Genomic DNA, 3,023 nt, shown 5'->3' on the forward strand with positions numbered 1-3,023 from the left:
GTGCCACCATGACGGACTCCACCACCGGCCCGGGCACCGCGTGGCGGCCCAGGACCTCGAGGGCGACGACCGCCTCGACGGCCGTGGCGCCGGCCCCACCGGATGCCTCCGGCACGAGAAGCGCGGTGACGCCGGTCTCGGCGATCCGGCCCCACACGGCGGTGCCGGGTGCGGTGTCACCGGCCGCCCAGGAGCGGATCACCGAGGGCATGTCCGACTTGGCCAGCAGCGAGTCGATGCTGGCGGCGAAGTCGACGACCTCGGGATCGAGTGCGAACTGCATGATGGAAACCCCGTTCTCAGCCGCGCGGCAGGCCGAGGAGACGCTCGGCGATGATGTTCTTCTGGACCTCGTTCGTTCCCGCGTAGATGGGCCCGGCGAGGGCGAACAGGTACCCGTCCATCCACTGCTCACCGGCGAGCTCACCGGCCGTGCCGAGCAGGTCCAGGGCGGTCTCGTGGGTCGCGATGTCCCAGTCCGACCAGAAGACCTTGTTGATCGAGGACTCGAACCCCAGGTTGGCGCCGGCGGTGAGCGTGGTGACCGTGTTCCAGGTGCTCAGCTCGTACGCGCGGGAGCCGATCCACGCGTCGACCACGCGGTCGGACAGCGCGCCCCGGGCCCGGTCGTCCAGGCCCGGTGCGGTGGACCCCCACAGTTCGAGCAGGCGATCGGTGGTGGCCAGGAAGCGGCCGGGGGAGCGCAGCGAGAGGCCGCGCTCGTTGTTGGCGGTGGACATGGCCACCTTCCAGCCCTGGTTGACCTCGCCGATCACGCCCGAACTCGCCGGGTCCGCCGGATCGTCGGGGACGAAGACGTCCTCGAGGAACAGCTCGGCGAACCCCGGCAGGCCGTCGAGCTGATCGATCGGGCGCACGGTGACGCCCTCGGCCCGCAGGTCGAACATGAAATAGGTCAGGCCCTTGTGGCGGGGCTCGTCCGGGTCGGTGCGGAACAGTCCGAAGCCCTTGTCGGCGAACGAGGCGCGGGTGGACCACACCTTCTGGCCGTTGAGCACCCAGCCGCCGTCGGCCCTCCGTGCGGTGGACCGCAGCGAGGCCAGGTCGGAGCCGGCCTCGGGCTCGGACCAGGCCTGCGCCCAGATGTCGTCGGCGCGAGCCATGCGCGGCATGATGTGGCCCAGCTGCTCGGGGGAGGCGTGGTCGAACAGCGTCGGTGCCAGGAGGAAGATGCCGTTCTGGCTCACCCGCAGGGGCGCGCCGGCGCGGAAGTACTCCTCCTCGAAGACCACCCAGTTGACCAGTCCGCAGTCGCGGCCGCCGTACTCCTCGGGCCACGACACCACCGACATGCGGGCGTCGGCCATCGTCCGCTCCCACTGTCGGTGGGCCTCGAAGCCCTCGCGGGTGTCCATGTGCGGGAGCGGTTCGGTGGGCACGTTCTCGGCGAGCCAGTCGCGGACCTCGAGGCGGAACTCCTGAGTCGAGGCGTCCAGATCCAGATCCACGGCGTCAGTCCTTAGTCTCGCCGGTCGAGCCCGTGTTCGCGCTGTCGCGCATCGAGCGGGCATCCATCCCGCCGAGCGAGGCGGAGAACGAGTCGGTGTCGTCGGGCTCCGCGTTGGCCGAGTGGGCGAACATGTGCCAGCCGAAGGCCGTGTCGAGGGAGGTCTGGAGGCCCATCTGGTCCTCGCATCCGTTGATGACCTTCTTCGCGAGCGTCAGTCCGAACGCGGGCATCGCGGCGATCTCCGCGGCGATCTCGTCGACCTTGGTCTGGAGCTCGTCGCGCGGGACGACGTGGTTGCACATCCCCCACTCCAGTGCCTCGGCCGCGCCGAACCTGCGACCGGTGTAGAGGATCTCCTTCGCGCGGCGCGGACCCAGCACGAAGGCGTGGGCGAAGTACTCCACGCCCGGTATGCCCATCTTGACCACGGGGTCGGAGAAGTACGCGTCATCCGAGGCCACGATGAAGTCGCAGACCCATGCCAGCATGAGTCCGCCTGCGATGCACGCGCCGTGCACCTGGGCGATCATCGGTTTGGGGATCTCCCGCCAGCGGCGGCACATCTGGACGTAGACCTCGGTCTCGCGGGCCAGGCGACGGTCGCCGCCGCCGCGGGTGGTGTGGTCCCACCAGAGCGCCGCGCGGTTGGGGTACTCCACGTGGTGGTCGCGCTCGGGGGTGCCGATGTCGTGGCCCGCCGAGAAATGCTTGCCGTTGGCCCTCAGGACGATGACCTTGACCGCGTCGTCCTCGACGGCCCGGACGAAGGCGTTGTCCAGCGAGTACGTCATGACCGAGTTCTGCGCGTTGCGGAAGTCCGGCCGGTTGAGCGTGACGTAGGCGGTACCGCCCGTGACCTCGTAGGCGACCGGGTGCGTGTCCGGGCCGAGGTCGTGGACGCCGAGGACCGGGGGGATGGGCGCGTCGGTCATGAGCTGGGACTCTCCTCACCTAGCAAGTGCTTGGTTGGTACTGTACCGGACCCGCCCGCCGGCTCGGATTCAGACGCCGTAACCACCGTCGTTCAGACGCCGTAACCACCGTCGTTCAGACGCCGTAACCACCGTCGACGTCGAGCTTCTGGCCGGAGATGAAGCCCGCGCGGTCGGAGGCGAGGAACGCCACGGCCTCGGCGATGTCGTCCGCGGTGCCGAACCGGCGCAGCGGGATGTTCGCGCGGGTGACCTCGAGCGCGCGGTCGTCGAGGTCGCCGGAGGCGATGAGCCGCTCGGCCATCCCGTCGGTGAGCATCCCCGGGCCCACGCAGTTCACGCGCACGCCGAAGCGGCCCTCCTCCGCGGCCAGTCCTCGCGCGAGTTGCTCGACGGCACCCTTGGGGGCTGCCGACAGGCCGTCGCGGACCGGGTAGCGGGTGGTGGCGGCGGTGGTGACGACGACGACGTTTCCGCCCACCGTTCGGAGGTGAGGGAGCGCCGGGTGCACGATCGCGAAGAACCCGGCGACGTCCGCACCCAGCTGTGCGCGCAGTTCTGCCGGGCCGGTCCGGGACAGGTGGACCATGGGCACGTGCGGCCCGGCACAGTGGGCGAGG

General features: G+C 70.2%; 4 protein-coding genes. All 4 read right to left on the reverse strand.

Annotation, left to right across the window (positions count from 1 at the left end):
* The coding region (locus IY392_RS17765) for an acyl-CoA dehydrogenase family protein (RefSeq protein WP_194861949.1) at positions 1-283 on the reverse strand (283 nt) is incomplete at its 3' end.
* Positions 284-299: 16 nt separating this feature from the next.
* On the reverse strand, positions 300-1,469 hold the full coding sequence (locus IY392_RS17770) for an acyl-CoA dehydrogenase family protein (protein ID WP_194861950.1): 1,170 nt from the start codon (positions 1,467-1,469) through the stop codon (positions 300-302).
* Between the two features lie 4 nt (positions 1,470-1,473).
* Positions 1,474-2,403 carry an enoyl-CoA hydratase gene (locus IY392_RS17775; RefSeq protein ID WP_194861951.1) on the reverse strand — a complete coding sequence of 310 codons (930 nt, stop codon included), beginning with the start codon at positions 2,401-2,403 and terminating at the stop codon, positions 1,474-1,476.
* Between the two features lie 115 nt (positions 2,404-2,518).
* On the reverse strand, positions 2,519-3,023 hold a 505-nt coding region (locus tag IY392_RS17780; protein ID WP_194861952.1), incomplete at its 5' end, for an SDR family NAD(P)-dependent oxidoreductase.

It is taken from the genome of Dietzia sp. SYD-A1 (genome assembly GCF_015356725.1).
GTDB lineage: Bacteria > Actinomycetota > Actinomycetes > Mycobacteriales > Mycobacteriaceae > Dietzia.